Origin of the sequence: Pseudomonas sp. W15Feb9B (genome assembly GCF_000828175.1) — a bacterium.
Classification (GTDB): Bacteria; Pseudomonadota; Gammaproteobacteria; order Pseudomonadales; family Pseudomonadaceae; genus Aquipseudomonas; species Aquipseudomonas parakoreensis.
Genome location: NZ_JTKF01000026.1, coordinates 112,978 through 130,072 on the forward strand (window position 1 = coordinate 112,978; position 17,095 = coordinate 130,072).

General features: G+C 54.6%; 16 protein-coding genes and 1 tRNA gene. 8 read left to right on the forward strand and 9 right to left on the reverse strand.

The window, feature by feature from the left end; translation table 11 throughout:
• Window positions 1–47 precede the first annotated feature (47 nt).
• The 5 genes from OC71_RS14615 to OC71_RS14635 form a co-directional block, all read right to left on the reverse strand.
• Window positions 48–5,567 carry a calcium-binding protein gene (locus tag OC71_RS14615; protein WP_041070404.1) on the reverse strand — a complete coding sequence of 1,840 codons (5,520 nt, stop codon included), beginning with the start codon at window positions 5,565–5,567 and terminating at the stop codon, window positions 48–50.
• A 2-nt stretch (window positions 5,568–5,569) separates the two neighbouring features.
• Complete coding sequence (locus OC71_RS14620; protein WP_041070406.1) at window positions 5,570–6,430, reverse strand: hypothetical protein; 861 nt, start codon at window positions 6,428–6,430, stop codon at window positions 5,570–5,572.
• Between the two features lie 36 nt (window positions 6,431–6,466).
• A complete protein-coding gene (locus OC71_RS14625; RefSeq protein WP_041070408.1) occupies window positions 6,467–7,675 on the reverse strand; it encodes a glycosyltransferase family 4 protein in 1,209 nt (402 codons plus the stop codon).
• 203 nt (window positions 7,676–7,878) lie between these two features.
• The gene (locus OC71_RS14630; RefSeq protein ID WP_041070410.1) at window positions 7,879–8,277 is read right to left on the reverse strand and encodes a hypothetical protein; all 399 of its coding nucleotides are present in this window, start codon (window positions 8,275–8,277) and stop codon (window positions 7,879–7,881) included.
• Window positions 8,278–8,456: 179 nt separating this feature from the next.
• A complete protein-coding gene (locus OC71_RS14635; protein ID WP_041070412.1) occupies window positions 8,457–8,720 on the reverse strand; it encodes a hypothetical protein in 264 nt (87 codons plus the stop codon).
• Window positions 8,721–9,093: 373 nt separating this feature from the next.
• On the opposite strand from OC71_RS14635, the gene OC71_RS14640 reads away from it, so the two are divergent.
• From OC71_RS14640 to OC71_RS14670, 7 genes are all read left to right on the forward strand, one after another.
• The gene (locus OC71_RS14640; RefSeq protein WP_041070414.1) at window positions 9,094–9,324 is read left to right on the forward strand and encodes a cysteine-rich CWC family protein; all 231 of its coding nucleotides are present in this window, start codon (window positions 9,094–9,096) and stop codon (window positions 9,322–9,324) included.
• Window positions 9,325–9,357: 33 nt separating this feature from the next.
• The gene (locus tag OC71_RS14645) at window positions 9,358–10,050 is read left to right on the forward strand and encodes a pseudouridine synthase (protein ID WP_041070416.1); all 693 of its coding nucleotides are present in this window, start codon (window positions 9,358–9,360) and stop codon (window positions 10,048–10,050) included.
• A 316-nt stretch (window positions 10,051–10,366) separates the two neighbouring features.
• Complete coding sequence (locus OC71_RS14650) at window positions 10,367–11,251, forward strand: alpha/beta fold hydrolase (RefSeq protein WP_041070418.1); 885 nt, start codon at window positions 10,367–10,369, stop codon at window positions 11,249–11,251.
• Between the two features lie 159 nt (window positions 11,252–11,410).
• Window positions 11,411–11,484 (forward strand) — tRNA-Gly (locus OC71_RS14655).
• Between the two features lie 266 nt (window positions 11,485–11,750).
• Window positions 11,751–11,930 (forward strand): type II toxin-antitoxin system HicA family toxin, encoded by a 180-nt coding sequence (locus tag OC71_RS14660; RefSeq protein ID WP_007963251.1) that lies wholly within the window; start codon window positions 11,751–11,753, stop codon window positions 11,928–11,930.
• 36 nt (window positions 11,931–11,966) lie between these two features.
• A complete protein-coding gene (locus OC71_RS14665) occupies window positions 11,967–12,374 on the forward strand; it encodes a type II toxin-antitoxin system HicB family antitoxin (RefSeq protein WP_041070420.1) in 408 nt (135 codons plus the stop codon).
• 148 nt (window positions 12,375–12,522) lie between these two features.
• A complete protein-coding gene (locus OC71_RS14670; RefSeq protein WP_041070422.1) occupies window positions 12,523–13,251 on the forward strand; it encodes a class I SAM-dependent methyltransferase in 729 nt (242 codons plus the stop codon).
• A gap of 128 nt (window positions 13,252–13,379) precedes the next feature.
• On the opposite strand, the gene tam is transcribed toward OC71_RS14670, so the two are convergent.
• Window positions 13,380–14,150, reverse strand: coding sequence for a trans-aconitate 2-methyltransferase (gene tam / locus OC71_RS14675; protein WP_041070424.1), 771 nt, complete (start codon window positions 14,148–14,150; stop codon window positions 13,380–13,382).
• Window positions 14,151–14,337: 187 nt separating this feature from the next.
• Between tam and OC71_RS14680 the strand changes: the two genes are divergently transcribed.
• Window positions 14,338–14,748: a low affinity iron permease family protein gene (locus tag OC71_RS14680; protein WP_041070426.1), complete on the forward strand. Its 411-nt coding sequence runs from the start codon at window positions 14,338–14,340 to the stop codon at window positions 14,746–14,748.
• A 117-nt stretch (window positions 14,749–14,865) separates the two neighbouring features.
• Here OC71_RS14680 and OC71_RS14685 read toward each other — a convergent pair whose 3' ends face one another.
• From OC71_RS14685 to OC71_RS14690, 3 genes are all read right to left on the reverse strand, one after another.
• On the reverse strand, window positions 14,866–15,369 hold the full coding sequence (locus OC71_RS14685; RefSeq protein ID WP_041070428.1) for a DUF4142 domain-containing protein: 504 nt from the start codon (window positions 15,367–15,369) through the stop codon (window positions 14,866–14,868).
• Between the two features lie 75 nt (window positions 15,370–15,444).
• Window positions 15,445–15,603, reverse strand: coding sequence for a general stress protein (locus OC71_RS27065; RefSeq protein ID WP_084234198.1), 159 nt, complete (start codon window positions 15,601–15,603; stop codon window positions 15,445–15,447).
• Between the two features lie 118 nt (window positions 15,604–15,721).
• Window positions 15,722–17,071 carry a bifunctional diguanylate cyclase/phosphodiesterase gene (locus OC71_RS14690; protein ID WP_041070430.1) on the reverse strand — a complete coding sequence of 450 codons (1,350 nt, stop codon included), beginning with the start codon at window positions 17,069–17,071 and terminating at the stop codon, window positions 15,722–15,724.
• Between the last annotated feature and the right edge of the window lie 24 nt (window positions 17,072–17,095).

The window sequence follows — 17,095 nt, forward strand, 5'->3', positions numbered from 1 at the left end:
CCCGCTTGTCGCCTGTCGCGGGCGAGCTTTAACTGACCTTATTAAACCTAACTATTCAACTCGTAAAACTTTACTATTTCCGCAATAGCGATTGACGAGTCCTCGTTATTCTTAATCAAGATATCCTCCACATCCCTTAACGGAGGTAGAGGATGCAAACGTTCAGCAATTTCAGTGGCAGTATAGTCCTGAGTCGCTTTACCTCCGCTTCTAACTCTTATATAGCCGATGGCGCTTTCCCCTCCAGAAAAATGATTGGAAACCCGCACCTTCGGTGAAACACCGTAATTCACAACGATTACCAGATCATCACCTTCGCGGTGGAATTTCAATTGCCCGATATTCAAGTCAACATCTGAAAAATCGATTCCATCAATACCGCCGCCCGAGTTATCAATCACGTCCCTGCCAAGACCATCATATTTATATACATCATCGCCCGCACCGCCGGACAACGTGTCATTACCTCGGCCACCCAGCAGCACATCCTCGCCAGAGCTACCCGTTAGCAAATCATTACCGTGACCGCCCACCAGTGGCAGCGTTTGAGCATCTCGAAGAGATTGGGCGGTAGTTGCATCATCAATGACGACGGCATTGTGGTAAGTATCCGGGGCAGGGCCCAGTTGACTAGACTCCAGAAGAGTCTTAAGGCTGACGCTTGTGCCGTCGGCAAACCTTATGACTTCGATCCCGGAGCCCTGGAGATTCCCTGCATTGGGTAAAACGATACGAACCTGCTGAGTCCCCAATTTAATATCGAGGGTCGAATAGAGCATCTTCGCCCGAGGTGGGTAGCGATAGTTGTCACGTGACGGATTGGGGGCCAATTCGATATTGACTGTTTCAATCAACGCCGCCCCCCAACTTAATTGCAGCTCGTCCAGCCTTGCCCCGTCTGGAAGAATGACAACATCTTGATCAATCAGCCCATACTCGTCTTTCCACCCCGTCACACCCACTTCCGGACGGTGAAAAACAGGACTCAGTACATCCGCAATAATGGTCGTTGCGTCAGCGTGTGCTTGGACAGTGTAGGTGTCGGCACCATTTTCACCGTAGAGCCAATCAATCCCTGAACCGCTGATTAAATAATCGGCCCCCTCGGATCCGAGCAGTGTATCGTTGCCTGCCCCAGCCGATAAAACAGCACCAGGAATCCGGTCATTCACTGAGCCATAGTCAAGCAGTGAGCGTGCATAAGTGACTATCAGGTCATCACCCTTACCGCCATGAAAGGTATTTCCAACTTCCAGGTTCACTCGTCCGCCGCCGGCGTCACCTTGCACAGTCTTGTGCTTGATGGTTTCGGTCTTTACATCTCGGCGAAATTCTTTACGAACAGTTTCGCCAGCGTTGAAGCTTGCTGCAGGATAGATGTACCAACCTTCGATAGTCCCTGACTTGTTTCTATCCTCTACCAGCACGTCTCCTGCTTTAAACGAAAACCCGCCACCCGAACCAGATCGATAATATTGAGGTTTGTGGTTCGATGGGTTTGCTGCCCCCTCAGCCTTTGTATTTTTGAAATAGGAGTGTGATGCAGAGCTCGTCTGCCTGTCGCTGTACACAGCTCTGCCAGATGGAGCGTTCATCCACTGCGGGGTGTCAGACAAGGATCCGTTTTCGATGCTTTCATCAATCAAGTCGGTATAAGTGATGTAACCCGTATCAGTCGTGACAATCTGATTTCTGACCCAGACACCTTGATCATTGAGGGTGAACCCCGTGGCTTGCCTGTTTTTCGAACGCCTTCCTTGAATTTCCCCAAGGAATTTTTCCACCCCTTCAATGCCATTGCCCGATTCCGCCTCATTTCCTTCGCTCGAAACATCAATGGCTGACAGGACGGGAACGCTTGCAATACCGCTGTCTTCACCCGTGTCTTCTGTTTCTTCCATGTCTGCCTTGTCCACCACTTCCATTACCGGCGGTTCCATCACAACTACCGGAGCAAGCATTTTCTTGATGACATCCTGGTAGCTCAAGACCACTCCATCACTGAAACTGAAAGTTGAGTCTCGCCACGTCTCGTGATTTTTTATCAGAACGGCGTCACCTACTCCGTTGGCCAGCCGCAATACCAAACCCATTTCAATATCGATAATTTCAACTTTCAGATTATCCGCAAAAAAACCGGCTCCAAACTTCATGACATTGTTGCCACCGGCGTCTACAACTACATCAAGCCCATCACCGGCTCCGAAATAGTAAATATCATCCCCGTCCCCCGCTTCCAGGTAGTCGTTACCGGCTCCGCCCTCAAACACATTATTTCCTGAGTCACCGCGCAGGTAGTCCACACCCTCCCCGCCAAATAACGTGTCGTTTCCACCGCCGCCCAGCAACGTGTCAGTGCCTGAACCACCGTCCAGATAATCTGCACCCTGTTCGCCTTCAGGCGTCTGCTCGTAGTCGCCAGACATCAAGTCATCGTCAGCACCGCCGTAAAGCGTATCGGCGCCCAAGCCCCCCCAAAGGGTGTCGTTTCCGGCATCGCCTCGAACGAGGTCATCGTTGGTGCCGCCGGATGGCAAGTTTGGCTGGTCGCCATCCAGAGCATCAGCGCCCGGCCCGCCTATGAGTGTGTCGGAGCCACCCAATCCTTGAAGCGTGTCGTCACCCATACCGCCATCAAGGAAATCATCACCGTGGTGGCGAATCGGATGGTCGTAGTAATCGCCAACCAACTCGTCATTTCCTGCCCCACCAAACAGCAAATCATCAGCACCGCCGCCCCAAAGGGTGTCATCGCCCGCACCACCGTCCAGAAAGTCACGTCCGAAGAAATGGCTAGCGTCACCCGCCACACCATCCAATACCTCGTCATCCCCCTTCAGGGCATCATTGCCGGAGCCGCCATACAAGACGTCGCTACCGCCGTTGCCAGCGAGAGCGTCGTCGCCACTGCCTCCCTCCAGCAGATCGTTGCCATGGTGTTTGCTTGGGAGTCCTCCACCCCAATCAAGGTTGTCTCCGAACAATGTGTCATTGCCGCTGCCACCCGTCAGGGTGTCATCGCCCCCGTCGCCGCCCAGCTGATCATCTTCAGTTCCGCCATCCAACACGTCCTCGCCCCAACCGCCCGTGAGAACATCTCTCCCGCCTTGGCCGTACAGAACGTCGTTGCCTCCTTCCAATGCATCTGTCACGGAGGATTTGTCGAAGGTGGTGCGCAAGCTGATGACGCCTTGGGCAAGAACGACTTCATGTCGTTTATATTTCCAGTTTTGCTCCAGTACCCCAGTCGTATCGTCGCCGTGCAAGAAGTCATCACCCGCCCCCCCAGCCAGTGTGTCTCGACCGTTGCCACCGAGCAGCACGTCTCCAGAGGCAGTCCCCACCAGCAGATCATCGCCCTGCCCACCATCCAGCCAATCGCCACGACCGACCTTCCCCTTGGCGACACCATCAGCCAGAGCTTTTTCCAGGGTTGACTGTTTGTCTCCAAACAATCGATCGTTTCCAGCTTGTCCGAACAGTCGATCGGAGCCGCCAAGCCCAAGGAGGACGTCGTCTTTGGGCGATCCGTAAAGTGCGTCGGCCTTATTCCTCTGTTTTACATTTGGCAACAGCACAACGTTACCCAAGTCATCGTAGGAAAGCTGATCACCGGGAACATTGGGGTCCGTATCGGCGGCTCTCCAGTCACCCTGGATAACCAGATCGGGTGTTGAAAAGGTGTGGCCATCGAAGTCCGGGAGCTGAATACCCAGCATTCCCGGCCTGTAGTGCTTGATTACGATCAGATCGCTCTGGCCGTAGCGGATGTTCAGTGTGTTTTCCATGAGTTCTTCAATGAGCGTCAACGTTATGGATCGGTCTTGCGTGAACCATGTGTTGCTCAGAAGAGCACTGCGTTTGACGGCGGGAATCGGACGGTCATTTATCAATAACTGCCCATCAGCATTTGCATCGAAAATTTCATCGATTCCATCACCACTGTAAAACGTGTATCGGTCATTACCCTCGCCACCGGTCAGAGAATCGTTACCCTTGCCGCCGATCAAAACATCATCACCCGCCATCCCGTATAGCGCGTCATTGCCGCCGCCACCGCTTATCCAGTCGTTACCGCGAGCACCTTCGATAACGTCATTACCTGCCAGTCCACTGATCGAGTCATTGCCCGCACCGCCATACAGATGATCGGCATTTGTCGCGCCACCGAAAGATCGCCCTCCGTCGTCACCGAACATCACCAGCGGGTTGGATACGCCAGTGGTCATGGGCGCCTGTTTGCCCGATGCGATATCCGTGAAAGAAAATTTCTGCAGTGTGTTTTCTCCGAACGAACCATGGGTTCTGGATATCAACCGGGCCAACATGTCTGCGCGATCAGAAATCCACTGTTCGGTAATAAAGCCTTTGCCAGTTGCGGGGTCATAAAGCTCCAGTTCGCGACCCGGGAAACCGTCCTCTCGCTCCATGACTATTTCACTGAGCTGTTTCAGGGAATTGCGCACAGCCATACCAAGCGGCGTGTCCTGAATGGCGAGGCGTGCCCATCCTGTGGCGCTGCCATATTCGCCAATGGTTTTGGTAACGATGCCTTGGGATTGCGTCGGGGCAAACCCTGAGAAAAATGCGTAGGCGTTGGCCGCGAACGTTTGATCGGTCGTAGGTGTGGTATCAGAGCCGCCGTCGTATGTTCGTCTGAACATGTCAAAAAATGCACTTACGCCATATCGCAATATCAGATCAACGATGGGAGAAATGGGTGTGCCTTTCACCACGTACTGGATTAATGGGTTGCTGTTTCCACTGGCCATTGCAATTTTTATTTGCTCGGGCACTACCGAAAACACGCTTTCAAGCACATTGAGACCAAAGTTATTGACCGCCGCGCGAAGGCCGACACTGTATGAGTCAATGGCAAATAGAATATTCTTGAAATCATCGAGCCTATTAACTTTAGCCAGTTCATGATTACCTTTGATTTCTGAACTGGGGTCGCCTGCGGAAATCAGTCTCCAGGTTTCATACGGGGGTTTTCCACCTAACAGGCTGAAACCGATGGTTCCAGACCAACCTGCGTTACGGCTTGTAGCGGTATCGTCCGTGCCAATATCATCAAATAAAACCCGTCCAATAGCACTCGCATCGATGGCGGCAATCTGGCTTATTGAAGGTACGGTCCATGGAGCCAAATCATACTCAACTGATCCATTAGCCAGAGTATTCATGAAATTTACAGCGACCTGATTAGAGGACTTCTGCATTTCCGAATCAGTAAACCTTTTACTTGATCTAAGCTCCCCTTGGCGCATGGTATAGGCACGAATCAAAGCAGAGTAAGCACCCTGCCCACCATTGGCATCAATTGCCACATCAAGCCAAAGCCTCGCGCTTTTCAAAATATCAACCACATCTTTTTCGAAGAAAATATCCTCAGAAATTTTTTCGCCAATGATTTTGGATAAAACCCGATAAAAGGAAGCGCAGTTTCGCCCTTCTTCCGCGAAAGCTATATATTGTTTAATTTTTTGGTCAAACCACATCCCCTCGGAAGCATTTGCAAACTGCAAAATCATTGATTTTTCTAGATCATTGAAAATATAACTCATAGTTACTTCCCTGTAATTATGGCGCGTGAAAGATAGTCACTAACAAATTTAATCGCATCAGGTGCACCTCGCAACGAACTTGTGTCCAGCCCGATACGTCCGATCCCACCTGCAAAATCAAAACTGTAGAGCTCGACTGTGCAGTAGGTCTGTAATTCTCCAAAATCCAGATTTTCCAATTGTTCTTTATTAAACTTCAGCAAGTCTAATCTGCCCAAACCAGCCGCCTGAATCTTGTCGCCAGGATAATTCAAACCATGGCAATTTATCGTCCGAGGTGTTCCGTCATGCCGACGCCAATCACGCATAACAAATCTGATAACGGAAAAGTCATTCTTGAAATGAGGCGGAGGAGCATCAAGCCAAAGTTCTAATCCTGGATAATTTTTCAGTACTACAATCAGATCATCCGGCCAATCTGTATGTCGATACCCCATCCTGTGCGGCTCAGTGCGTCCCGTCCGGGTAGAAAGCATGGCCGCGACCTGAAAATATCCCCACCCCGCAGGCGGCTTTATCCCACTCATCTCATACTCCGTACGGAGTTCCGTTCCCGTCCACCAGAACGAACCTTCAAGAATATCGGCAATGCACGATCCGTCACTCTTCAATGTCGATCCGAAGTGGAACCCGGGTATCCGGGTCCGATCGAGCAAACTCCCGCCCTTGATAGGAACCCGCTCCATACCGGCGAGCTTTTTGCTGCAGTCCCCTTGCTCCTTTTGGTAAATCGCCCTGCGCTCTGCTGCTTCCTCCCATTCGATATAAAAATTCACAACCCAATAACACATCAGCAGAATCAGACCGTACTTCACCAAGACCTTGATTTTTTTTAAAGCATCCTTGCGTGAAACTTTGAACATTTCAAATCTCCATTTCAAAATAACGAAACACGCCAATTAAAACCGACCCGCCACTGCATCTTCAAAAATCTGAAAGTAACCTTTCAAGCCATTATCTATAGAGAACCGGCTTGCTGTTCTCTTCGCCGCGTTTCTGAGATCATCGAGTTCTTTGAAACACCTTAATCCCCCACACACTTTGGCCGCTATAGCTTCACCATCAAAAAAATCGACAATAAAACCATTAACCCCATCGACAACAACTTCAGTGACCGGGGCTGTGTCAGAACCGATCACCACGCAGTTAGACGCCATAGCCTCCAACAACGACCAAGACAGAACAAACGGATAAGTCAGGTATACATGCACCTTTGAAAGCTCCAGGACCGCTCTATATTTCTGGTAAGGCAGCCTCCCGGCAAAATGCACTTTTGAAGTATCGCAACCCACTTCCGACAACATTCGCTCTCGCCAATTCTTGAATCCGACAGGCCTGCGTCCATAGCTGACGTCATCTCCGCCGACGATGACTATTTGTGCGGTTGGACATTGGGCTTGAATATGGGAAATGGATCTCATGAATACATGAAATCCACGATAGGGTTCGAGGTTTCTGGCGACGTACGTCACGATGGGTTGACACGTTTTAATCACCACGCCATTGGGCAGTGTTACTGCCTCAACTTTTTCTGCATGCAGTTTTTGAATCACTCCCTCATGAATGACACGAATTTTGGGCTGATAGGCTTGAGGAAAAAGACTACGCTGCCACTGTGTAGGCGCAATTCCAACATCACACTGTTCAATATTCAGAAGATGCATGGAGTTCAAGACTCTTAATCGTGATGATGCATCCCACGCACCGGCAAATTCCCGATCAAAACCAGAGTCCGCTCCCTGTGCACGATAATAATATTCACAGAAATGAATCAGGGGCACATTCGGGTACACGTCTTTGACGAATAGCGATTCACCCCATCCTGGATGAGCAAGAACAATATCGGGTCGATATCCCTCACGCTTAAGCTTCTTCAGCAGTTCGAAAACACTTTGTCCATCTCGCACAGCCACTTCATAACCACGCAAGTATGGATGACCAATATTGGAGTCAATTCTTGAAGACCGATACTGACGCAGTTCTATACCAACGACACCCGGTGCCGTATCACGCCCGATTGCAAGTACTTTTATCCGCCTGCGAAGCGCTTCCAATACGACGTGACGAAATTGACCGGGGAAATTCTGATGAATAACAAGTAAATTCATACGTGAAGACTTCCATGCTTATACAACTCCGCAAAATTGAGTTCTTCCAACATCAATGGGTTTTAATAAAACGCTATCAAACATTAAGAAATAAAACTGTAGGAACCTTCCGAGAGCTTCCTAGGAGATGTAGCTATCCATGCACTTTTCAGCAGGCACAAAAAAAGCGGCGCTCAATGCGCCGCTTTTTTGTTTGCGGTGAATTACCAGCGACCGCCTCGCCCACCGTGGTCACCGCGGTTACCGTGATGATCACGGCCACCACGATCCCGATCCCAACCCCCGCCGCGGTGCCCGTCCCAGCGCCCGCGATCGTTGTCGTGCCAGCGACGGCTTTCGTAGTAGCGTGGCGCTGGCTGGTAGTAGCGCGGCGCCGAGTAGTAACGCGGAGCCGGTTGGTAGTAACGCGGGGCCGCTTGGTAATAGCGAGGGGCCGAGTAGTAGGTGCCGCCACCGCTGTAATACGTGCCGCCAGTGTTGTAGTACGCGGGAGCGGGTGACGTGTAGACCTCCGAGCTGTAGTAACTGTCTGCGTAGGAGTAAGGAGCGCAACCGGCAACGGAAAACATCATCGCAGCAAGTAGAAGAATTCGTCGATACATGGCGGCCTCCTGGACCGCGGGTAGCCGCACCAGCGACGCTGGCAGGCATCAGTCGGTTATTCGGTGACTGACGAATTATCTGACAGCGTTTTCCGAATCTGGTGCGCTTTCGTAACAAGTTGAAACATGTGATTGATGAAATCCTGTTCATTTGGAAAACACTGTCATTCAGCCGCCGATCAGTGGTGCCCACCGTGATAGCCGCCGCCGTGGTAACCGCGTCCATAACCGCCGCGATAACCGTGACCGCCGTAGTAATAGTGCCCGCCACCGTAGTAGCGCGGGCCGTAATAACCGCCGTAGTAATACGGTGAGTAATAGCCGGGATAGTAGTAAGTGGCAGGGTAAGCATCGTAAGGACCGGCGTAGTAATAACACCCGGACAGCCCCAGGCCGAGCACCGCTCCCAGCAGCACCCGGCGCAACAGTTTTGAAGTACTCATGACGGCCTCCTGAAAGACCAGCGGCCGCAGCAAGACAGCGCAGCCGACACAGTTTTGACTGTCAGGTCCGGGGCAAGTGCCGGGCGCGGAAAGGCTTCAGATCAGCGGCGTCAGTCACACTGCCCCCCCTGTGGGAGCGAGCCTGCTCGCGAAGAAGGAGTGTCAGACGACATTTACGTTGGCTGACCCACCGCTTTCGTGAGCAGGCTCGCTCCCACAGTTAGCCTGCGTAATGTCCGGGAATACATCGGTGCCACCACCGTACATGCTCATGACACCTTGCATACCCTGCTGTCTCGGGCCGATCATGCGATGTAGCAGGCCAGACAAACCGGCCGTAACCGCACCTGCGTGGAAATGCCTCACCCGACTTATGCCTGATTCCGACACTAAACCCGACCTCTGCCCAGCCTGCGGCGCACGCAACGATTGCAGCCTTGCCGACCCGCGCACCGCTGACCGAGCCTGCTGGTGCTACGGCGTGAGCATTGATCCTGCAGTCCTCGAGGCGCTGCCAGCGGCGCTGCGCGACAAATCCTGCCTGTGCCCGCGCTGCGCGCAGGTCGAGGCGCAGCTGCAAGCAGCGGCGCGGCCGATCACGTAAGATGCGCGACCCTTTGTCCGCCGATTTCTGACCATGCGCGTCGATCGTTTCCTCAGCAACCTGCCCCGCTATAACCGTCAGCAGGTTCGCCTGTTGCTGGTGGAAAAGCGCGTGCGGATCGACGGAAAAGTCGTCAGCGACCCGCACAGCGAAGTGCTGGAGTTCAGCCGCGTCGAAGTCGATGAGCAGGTACTGCAAGTCGGTAAACCGGCGCGCTACTTCATGCTGCACAAACCGCCTGGCTGCGTCAGTGCGACCCGCGATCCGCAGCACCCGACCGTGCTCGATCTGATCCATGAACCGGACAAGGACGACCTGCACATCGCCGGGCGCCTGGACTTCAACACTACCGGGCTGATGCTGATCACCAACGATGGCAGTTGGTCACGACGTCTGACCCAGCCACAGACCAAGCTGCCAAAAGTCTATTACGTCGAAACCGAACAGGAGATCGGGCCGCAATACGCGGTCACGTTTGCCGAGGGCCTCTACTTCGCCTTCGAAAACCTGACCACGCAACCGGCGCAACTCGAAGTGCTGGGCCCGAGAGCGGCGCGCCTCAGTATCGTCGAGGGTCGCTACCATCAGGTAAAACGCATGTTTGGTCACTTCAACAACAAAGTCATGCGCCTGCACCGCGAATCCATGGGCGCGCTGTCGCTCGATAACGCGCTAAAACCGGGCGAGTACCGCGCTTTGCGCACCGAAGAGATTCATTTGTTCTAAGCCGGCGACCGCTCAGCAGAAGTTGTCGAACAATTTACCAACGGCACTTGCGCGATCCCCATCCCACTGCTTGAATCAGGACGTCGGCCAAATTGTGACCGATTAGTCACAACATACATCCAAGAAACTTTTTGCCGGTCGTCAGCCCTCTGGGTTGCGCCTCAGCCGGCAGACTGCCCGCCAATAACAACACCCGTCGACCGCAGTCATGGATCGACATGGGCCAAGCAAATTCCAGGCGTATGCCTACCTGTCACAAAGCTCGTGCAATCTCTATTTGCGCGCATACCCGCTTGCTTGCCAGGAGTCTTATGACATGAGGCCAGAAATCGCTGTGCTGGATATACAGGGTCAGTATCGGGTTTACACGGAGTTCTATCGCGCAGACGCCGCAGAAAAGACCATCATCCTGGTCAACGGCTCGATGGCCACGACTGCGTCGTTTGCTCAAACCGTGAAAAATCTGCACCCGCAATTCAACGTGGTTTGCTATGACCAGCCCTACGCCGGCAGGTCGAAAATTCACAACCGTCACGAGAAACATCTGACCAAGGAAGTCGAAGGGCAGATCCTGCTGGAGCTGATCGATCACTTCAGCGCAGAACATGTGCTGTCATTTTCCTGGGGCGGCGCGGCGACCCTGGTCGCCTTGGCCCACCAGCCCCGGCGCATTGAAAAAGCTGTGATCAGCTCGTTCTCGCCAGTGATCAACGCACACATGCTTGATTACCTGGAGCGCGGTGTCGACTACCTTGGCCAGCGCGATGGCGATCGGGTCGGGCACCTGGTCAACAACACGATTGGCAAACACCTGCCGTCACTGTTCAAGCGCTTCAACTATCGCCACGTCAGCAGCCTGGCCGAGCACGAATACGGGCAGATGCACTTTCACATCAACGACGTGTTGCACAGCGATCGTCAGTGCTATTTGAATGCGGCGAGGAAGATCAACGTGCCGGTGCTATTCCTCAACGGCGAATGGGATGAATACACCGCCGCCGAAGACGCACGGATATTCGGCAACCATGTGGCGCACAGCACCTTCACCACGCTGCAGGCCACCGGTCACTTTCTCGACATGGAACACAAGGCTGCGTGCCGCGATAGTCAGAACGCCCTGCTTGGTTTCCTGAAACCGTCACAGCAAACGAGCCGAACGCGTTATGCGTTCGTTCAGGATCACCATGCACTGGCCATTTGAAAAAGTGTCGTCGCGAGCGGGTCTGTGGGGCTGAAAAACCAGTATCGATGGCCCTGCGGATTCGCCCGCGAATGACCGTTTTCAATGCTGTAACGCGCTGCGAGGAAAAGAAAAACTTCAAATTCGCGCCCGACTCTGGTACAAAGTCAGCCGCTCTGAGCGGGTATAGTTTAGTGGCAAAACGAAAGCTTCCCAAGCTTTAGTTGAGGGTTCGATTCCCTCTACCCGCTCCACTCAATCAGGTCTCACGTCGTGGTTATGACGGGGGATGCAGGAACAGAAAAAACCGGCCTACAAGGCCGGTTTTTTTGTGTCCGGGATTTGCCCGCATTGCCCCGTAAAGGCCTGTAACACACCCATCATCCCAACGCGACGCCCCAGCCTAGACTGGATCTTGCCACCGAGCCAATCAAAGGACGATGACCGTTCGGTGGTTATAGTGTTGATCAAAAAAAATCAGTAGTTATAGTACCCACCAAGCACACCACAAGGAGGTGTTGTGAATAGCCGCTTTTTAATCGGTCAACTCGTCGCAGACGGTTGGTATCTGGTGCGGGTCAAAGGCAGTCATCATCACTTTAAACATCCCATCAAACCCGGTCTGGTGACGGTGCCGCATCCGAAGAAGGACCTGCTTAAAAAAACGGCCATCAGCATTTTGAAACAGGCGCTGCTTTGACTCACTCCACCGACAGCGTCCAGGAGGTCCACGAACATGCTTTACCCGATCGCAATTTCAATAGGTGATGAAGAACACGCCTGGGGAGTGGAGGTACCGGATATTCCCGGCTGTTTTTCTGCCGGGGATGACCTGGATGATGCCGTCGCGATGGCTCGTGAAGCCATTGAGGGGCATTTCGAAATTCTGGCCGAGGACGGTGCGTCGATCCCGCCAGCCAGCAAGCTTGGCGTGCACGTAGCGAACCCGCAGTACTCCGGTTGTGCCTGGGCTGTGGTTGATATCGACGTTACCAAATACCTGGGCAAGGCGCAGAAACTCAACATCACACTGCCCGGCTATCTGCTCAACCGCATAGATGAATATGTGCTTCATCACCCGGAAGAAAAAAGTCGTTCGGGGTTTCTGGCCTCGGCAGCGTTGAAGGTCTTGCAGCAAGGTTGAATACAAATCCGGCCCTCCGCTAGCATTTCCCCATCACCCACCACCCTCCCCCTGCGCGGCCATCGACGAATACGCGTTTTGACTTTCGAGGGACTCCATGGCGCGGCCTCTGTGCCGCTGATGACCGAACTCAAAAGAGCACTTTCCCATGACGCAAAACATTTACGACGACCCCGAATTTTTTCACGGTTACAGCCAGATGAACCGTTCAATCGGCGGCCTCGATGCCGCGCCGGAGTGGCCGGCGCTCAAGGCGTTGCTGCCATCGATGCACGACTTGAACGTGGTCGACCTCGGCTGCGGCTATGGCTGGTTCAGCCGTTGGGCCAGTGAACATGGCGCCGCCCATGTGCTGGGGTTGGATGTCTCGGAAAAGATGCTGGAGCGCGCGCGCGAAACCACTGCGGCGGCGAACATCCGCTATGAACGCGCCGATCTTGAGCATCTCGATCTCCCAGCGTGCAGTTTCGATCTCGCCTACAGTTCACTGGCGCTGCATTACATCAAGGATCTGCCAGGGCTGTTAGCTCGTCTGTACGCGGCGTTGAAACCGGGTTCACATTTTGTGTTCTCCATCGAGCACCCGATCTTCATGGCCCCGCGCAATCCAGGCTGGCTGGTCGACAGCGATGGCCACAAGCGCTGGCCGCTGGACAGCTATCAGATGGAGGGCGAGCGGGTGACCCACTGGCTGGCCGACGGGGTGATCAAGCAGCACCGCACGATGGGCACGCTGTTGAATTCGTTGATCGCGGCGGGTTTTGCCATTCGCCATGTCAACGAATGGGGCCCGAGCGATGCAGAGGTGGCGGCGCAACCGGCGCTGGCTGAAGAGCGGGAGCGGCCGATGATGATGTTGGTGGCGGTGCAGCGCTAATCTGATCTGAGCAAACAATATGTGGTGAGGGGATTTATCCCCGATGGTTGCGTAGCAACCGCTTAAAGGGCCTGCTGCGCAGTCCATCGGGGATAAATCCCCTCACTACAGGTGGCTGAAGGCTGGCTTCAGCGAGTCGCGACGATGAACAGCCGCGGAAACGGCAACAGCACCGAACCATCAGGCAATGCCGGATACGCCTCGGCAACGGCCGCCAGATACTGCTGCAGATACTGCGCCTGCTCCTCTTCGCTCAGCGGGCTCAGAAACGGAATCAAGCCACTGCCCTTGAACCACTCCACGATCCCCGCCGCTCCACCGGACAACTGATGGTGATAGGTGGTGCGCCACACATCTACCCGCGAACAGTGTGGACGCAACATCGAGAAGTAATCGCTGGCACTCGCCATGTCGGTGCGTTGCCCGGCGGCGCCAGCCAGTTTGGCGGCCCATGTGCCATTGGCGGCGACTTCGCGCATCAGCCGATGGGAAGGCTCGTTGAGGTTGTCCGGCATCTGGATCGCCAGACTGCCTCCGTCCGACAGCTTACCCGCCAACGTCGGCAGCAACGTCGCGTGATCCGGCACCCATTGCAGCACGGCATTGGCGAAGATCACATCGAACGGCCCTTGATCCGCCCAGCTACCGATTTCCGCGACTTCGAACTGCACGTCAGGCAAGCGCTTGCGCGCCGCGTCAATCATGTCCGCCGAGCTGTCCAGACCACTGACCTGCGCCTGCGCAAAACGCTGCATCAGCAGCTCGGTGGAGTTACCCGGGCCGCAACCGATATCGACCACCGATCGCGCCTGAACCGTGGGAATCGCCGCCAGCAGATCACGGGCCGGGCGGGTGCGTTCATCTTCAAAAGCGACGTATTGTCTGGCGGACCAACTCATTGCGTTCTCCTGTCGGGACATTCCAGCGGTTCGTCACCATACAGGCAGCGCTGCGAGCAGTTCCAGAGAGGCTTATTGCCAAGAGTGTCTGGTTGCTCGCAATGATTGGCAGGTTTCAATTGTAAGTAGAATTTTCATCGCATCCCGGATGTCTGAATTTCATGCTCTCCCAATAAGGAACACCGCAATGAAATTCTCGAAAATCTCCCAGACCCTGGCCCTTTGGGCCGGCAGCCCGAAAACGTTCATGGGCGCGTTGATCCTGATTTTTCTGTGGGGGTTGAGTGGGCCGATTTTTGATTTCAATGACACCTGGCAACTGATCATCAACACCTCGACCACGATCATCACCTTTCTGATGGTGTTCCTGATCCAGAACACGCAAAACCGCGATACCGACATCCTGCACCTCAAACTTGATGAGTTGCTGCGGGTGAACAAGGAAGCACAGAACGCGATGCTCGGGTTGGAATCGCTGGATCTCAAACAACTGGAGGCGCTGCGCAAGCATTACCGCAGCCTGGGGGAAAGCGAGGTGTTCGATCTTGAGGGTCTGGGGGAGAAGAGCAAGCCGAAGCAGGATTTGAATGACTGCTGAAACCGTTGCTGGCAGGTCAAATTTTGCGGCGAGAGAGTTTCAGTAGCCCTGAAGAGGTCTGCTACGCAGCCCGGCGGGAGCAAGCTCCCTCGCCACAGAAATTGGTTAAATCCGAACTCAGCGACTGGCTTGCAGCGCCCGGGCCATTTGCAGATGGCTTTGCAGCTTTGGCAAGGTCTCGTCGGCAAACGCCTTGATTTCCGGCACATCGGTCGACTGCGCTTCCTTCTGGATCTGCTGGATGGCCTCTTCGGTCGCTTTCACTTGGCTGGCGGCGTAGGCCTGGTCGAAGGTTTCACCGTCCTGGACCTGTGGGATCATGCTCTTGGCCTTGTCGGCGATTTCTTCACGGGGTGCAACCGGCAGATCGAGTTTCTTGGCGATCTTCGCCAGATGCTGGTTGGCCGTGGTGCGGTCATTGATCACCACGATGGTGTAATCCTTGACCTCTTTGGATTCGGATTTCTGGTGCGCCAGACGGCTGGCTTCGATGTCGGCCATGCCTTTGGCAGAAGCATCGTTGATGAAGTCGGCAGGCGACTGGGCGAATGCCGTGCCAGCGAACAAACCCAACAGGGTGGCAACACTTAAATGACGTATCTGCGTGGCCATCCGGCTCATGGTCGCGCCCTCCTATCTCTGCAAATTCAAGCGGGGGCTTGCGCCCCCGCCTCTCAATCAAAACAACCTCGCCGACTACTTCGACTTCTGAGCTGGCTTGCGGCCCATTTCGGCTTTCGCAGGCTCTTTGTCGACTGTCGTGGTGGTGACTTTCCCACCTTTGCGACCGGCTTCAGAGGCCTTCGTTCGATCGTTGGCGAAGTTTCCCGAGTTGGAGTTTCTTGAATTAGGCATGATTCTCTTCCTCTTGGTGTTGATCGTTGGCGAGCAGGTGCCCGCCTAGATTGAGAATTGCCAGGCTGCCAAAGGTTTAGAAAAGTTGCCCGCGCCGCGACGAACGGCGCGCACCGGTTCAGATATCAACCAGCCGATGATTGAGGCGTTTGGCGGCGTACATCGCCTGGTCGGCATGCCGGAACAGTTGCTGCTCCTCGCTGCCATGTTCGGGATAACGAGCCACGCCAATGCTAGGCTCGATGTGCAGGTTGTGACCGTCCAGCCGCATGGGTTGCACAAGCACCTGGCGGATTTTTTCGGCCACGCTGTCGGCGTCTTCAGCGGCGTGGATACTGTGCAGCAGCACCACGAATTCGTCGCCACCAATGCGCGCCACGGTATCGGTATCGCGTACGCAGCCCTTGAGCCGACTCGCCACAGTTTGCAACAGCATGTCGCCGACCGCGTGGCCGAAGGTGTCGTTGACCTGTTTGAAGCGATCCAGATCGACGTACAGCAACGCCATGTTTCCCGACGCGTCCCGGGCGCCGGCCAGTGCAGCCTTGAGACGGTCTTTGAGTAATCCGCGATTGGGCAACTGGGTCAATTGATCGTACTGCGCCATGCGCTTGAGCCGCGCGTACAGTTGCTGGCGCTCGATGGCGGTGGCGACCTGCGCGCAGACGTATTGCAGCAGTTCCTTGTCCTGTTCGGTGTAACGTTCGCCGCCGGGCAGGCTTTTGACGATCAACGCACCGATGGTGCCGTTTTTCGAATTCAGCGGCACACCGAGCCAACACGGTGAATCCTGCCCCGCCACCAGCGCCGCGAAATCGGATGAGGCGTCGGGGCTGTCGGGCGTCAGCAGAATCGGCTGACCGCTGCGGATCACTTGCGCACACAGACGCCCGGTGACGGTGCCCGGTTGCTCGGGCTGCAATTCGTGATCATCAACGTGATAGGGAAAATTCAGCTGCGCACAGTGCTCGTCGTACAGCGCCACGGAAAAATTCAGCGCTGGCAGCCATTCGCCGATGATCAAGTGAATGCGTTTGAACAGCGCCAGCAAATCTTCGGCGACATGCGCCGCTTCGGAAATCGCATACAGCGCAGCCTGACGCGATTCCGCCTGCTTGCGCTCGGTGATGTCGCGGGCCACGGCGATGCGCAGCTGATCGACCTCCGACCAGCGCGCCGACCACAGTATGTTCGCGATGCGCCCGTCCTTGCGCACGTAGCGGTTTTCAAAGTTGTGTTTCGGTTCACCGCCCATGATGTCACTGGCCGCTGCCAACGTGCGCTGGCGGTCCGCCGGATGCACCAGTTCGATCATCGGCCGGCCGATCAACTCGTCAGGCGTATAACCGAAAATGCGCTCGCAGGCGGCACTGACAAAAACGAAACGGCCCTGCCTGTCCACCGCACAGACGGCATCCAGCAACAGGTCCATATAACTCGCCAACGGCGCGGAGTTTCGGCTTTCCATGGTTCAGCGTGGGTGTCCGGACAA

Coding starts and splice junctions, on each gene's coding strand:
- OC71_RS14615 (WP_041070404.1), bottom strand. CDS start 5,567: ATGAGTTATATTTTCAATGATCTAGAAAAATCAATGATTTTGCAGTTT.
- OC71_RS14680 (WP_041070426.1), top strand. CDS start 14,338: ATGAAATTCTCGAAAATCTCCCAGACCCTGGCCCTTTGGGCCGGCAGC.
- OC71_RS14665 (WP_041070420.1), top strand. CDS start 11,967: ATGCTTTACCCGATCGCAATTTCAATAGGTGATGAAGAACACGCCTGG.
- OC71_RS14640 (WP_041070414.1), top strand. CDS start 9,094: ATGCCTGATTCCGACACTAAACCCGACCTCTGCCCAGCCTGCGGCGCA.
- tam (WP_041070424.1), bottom strand. CDS start 14,150: ATGAGTTGGTCCGCCAGACAATACGTCGCTTTTGAAGATGAACGCACC.
- OC71_RS14670 (WP_041070422.1), top strand. CDS start 12,523: ATGACGCAAAACATTTACGACGACCCCGAATTTTTTCACGGTTACAGC.
- OC71_RS14620 (WP_041070406.1), bottom strand. CDS start 6,430: ATGTTCAAAGTTTCACGCAAGGATGCTTTAAAAAAAATCAAGGTCTTG.
- OC71_RS14685 (WP_041070428.1), bottom strand. CDS start 15,369: ATGAGCCGGATGGCCACGCAGATACGTCATTTAAGTGTTGCCACCCTG.
- OC71_RS14645 (WP_041070416.1), top strand. CDS start 9,358: ATGCGCGTCGATCGTTTCCTCAGCAACCTGCCCCGCTATAACCGTCAG.
- OC71_RS14635 (WP_041070412.1), bottom strand. CDS start 8,720: ATGAGTACTTCAAAACTGTTGCGCCGGGTGCTGCTGGGAGCGGTGCTC.
- OC71_RS14650 (WP_041070418.1), top strand. CDS start 10,367: ATGAGGCCAGAAATCGCTGTGCTGGATATACAGGGTCAGTATCGGGTT.
- OC71_RS14690 (WP_041070430.1), bottom strand. CDS start 17,071: ATGGAAAGCCGAAACTCCGCGCCGTTGGCGAGTTATATGGACCTGTTG.
- OC71_RS14625 (WP_041070408.1), bottom strand. CDS start 7,675: ATGAATTTACTTGTTATTCATCAGAATTTCCCCGGTCAATTTCGTCAC.
- OC71_RS27065 (WP_084234198.1), bottom strand. CDS start 15,603: ATGCCTAATTCAAGAAACTCCAACTCGGGAAACTTCGCCAACGATCGA.
- OC71_RS14630 (WP_041070410.1), bottom strand. CDS start 8,277: ATGTATCGACGAATTCTTCTACTTGCTGCGATGATGTTTTCCGTTGCC.